The following is a 1,849-nucleotide window of genomic DNA, read 5'->3' as shown; positions in this document are numbered from 1 at the left end:
ATATATTTAGCCTTGACCATTCTGTAAGGCTCATTAATGCCATGGAGTTCAATATTAATAATATAGAATCTTTCTATGGCTTTTTGTGTGGGATAATGGCAATGGATTATGATGTTGAAAAGATATATATAGATGGGATATATAAAGTATTTAAATTAAAATCTGAAGAAATGGAAAAACTAAAAGATAAATTAGAAGCAATAGGAGAAAAATCTAATATAGAGTTTTATATTGGGTCCGATTTAAACATAAGTGAAATGTCCCTTAAATTAAAGGAGAGTTGCATTGAACTAGAAGTAGATTAGGCAGGAAATATTCCTGCCTTTTAGGTTTTACCCTTGCATAGAGCCATTTTCTGGTTTAAATGTAGCACAGTCAGTTTCTTCAGTAGATGTGGCATTTCTTGGTTGTATTTCTATTTTTGCTGCGCTACAATAATCTCCAGGGATATAATAATGACAAGTGTTTACAACACATTTAACACCATGAAGAGGTTCATTAGTTTTTTCTATATGCATGGCAATCTCCTTTCATTTAAAATAGGTGAAAAAATTTTGCTTTACTAACTAAATATATTTTGTGTTTTTTATAATTATTTATACTATATAATTTTTGAGGAGAATTTTATGAATAAAAAAGAAAGATTAGATAAAGTCCTAGCTAATATGGGATATGGAAGCAGAAAAGATGTAAAGAAAATAATAAAAGAAGGCAGAGTAGAAATAAACCAAAAGATTATAGTTAAAAATGATTATAAAATTGATCCATATAAAGATGAAATAAAATTTGACGGACAAGAAATATTTTATAGGAAATATATATATATAATGATGAATAAACCAAAAGATGTAGTTTCATCTACTGATGATCCTGTTAATAGGACAGTTTTAGAATTATTAGATGAGGAATATTTAATATTCAATCCTTTTCCAGCTGGAAGATTAGATAAAGATACAGAAGGATTGCTTATTTTAACCAATGATGGGAAGCTAGCTCACGAGCTATTATCACCAAAAAAAGGAGTAGATAAAACTTATTATGTTGAGGTAGATGGATATGTAGATGAAAAACATAAAAAAATATTCAAAGAAGGTATTGTATTAGATGATGGATATAAAACATTACCAGCAAAACTTGAAATAATTGAATCAAACTATATTTCAAAAGTAGAATTAACTATAAAGGAAGGGAAATTTCATCAGGTAAAGAGGATGTTTCAAGCATTAGATATGGAAGTAACCTATCTTAAGAGAATTTCTATGGGACCTATAAATTTAGATAAAAGCTTAGGATTAGGTGAATATAGAGAATTAGATGATAAGGAAATTAAAAGATTAAAAGAAAAAAACTAAAAATTATGATATAATTTAATAAGAATTCATATTTAGATAGGGTGTTATAATTGGTGCAGTTTAAAAGAAAGGGAATATTTGAAACTTTTTTCGAGAATAGATCGTCCCTTATTATTCAATATGCAAATGGAGATATTACAAAAAAGGAGTTTTTAGAGTATAATTTTGATTTTGTACAGGAGATGAATGTCAAACCTTTCTCAAGAATTGATAGTTTTGAAAAGGGAATGTATAATTACCAGTATTATAATGTTTTAGCAAAATACTATACTATGTTAGCCAAGGATATAAGAAGATCAGGAAAACATGATAAATATTATATCTATTATAAGAACATAGGAAATGAATATTATCATGAGAAAGATAAAGCTACTTTGCAATTATTACGTTTTTTAGAGTTTAAAAATGTAGAAGCATATTTTATTCAAGTTGAATCTAAATTTTTACGGGATAAACTATATGAAATAGTCCTTTTAGACTATAAAGAAGCGATATTT

The 1,849-nt window shown here is 26.9% G+C and carries 4 protein-coding genes; 3 read left to right on the top strand and 1 reads right to left on the bottom strand.

Annotated features, from left to right (window positions below):
- On the top strand, positions 1–305 hold a 305-nt coding region (locus VK998_RS02955; protein WP_325225302.1), incomplete at its 5' end, for a hypothetical protein.
- A gap of 27 nt (positions 306–332) precedes the next feature.
- On the opposite strand, the gene VK998_RS02950 is transcribed toward VK998_RS02955, so the two are convergent.
- Positions 333–518: a DUF1540 domain-containing protein gene (locus VK998_RS02950; RefSeq protein ID WP_325225299.1), complete on the bottom strand. Its 186-nt coding sequence runs from the start codon at positions 516–518 to the stop codon at positions 333–335.
- A 108-nt stretch (positions 519–626) separates the two neighbouring features.
- Here VK998_RS02950 and VK998_RS02945 point away from each other — a divergent pair, with 108 nt between their 5' ends.
- A complete protein-coding gene (locus VK998_RS02945; protein ID WP_325225296.1) occupies positions 627–1,352 on the top strand; it encodes a pseudouridine synthase in 726 nt (241 codons plus the stop codon).
- A 53-nt stretch (positions 1,353–1,405) separates the two neighbouring features.
- A partial coding sequence (locus tag VK998_RS02940) for a DUF6648 family protein (protein WP_325225304.1) occupies positions 1,406–1,849 on the top strand: 444 nt, incomplete at its 3' end.

It is taken from the genome of Schnuerera sp., from assembly GCF_035459645.1.
Classification (GTDB): Bacteria; Bacillota; Clostridia; order Tissierellales; family Tepidimicrobiaceae; genus Schnuerera.
This window is presented reverse-complemented; position numbering and strand designations above follow the sequence as displayed.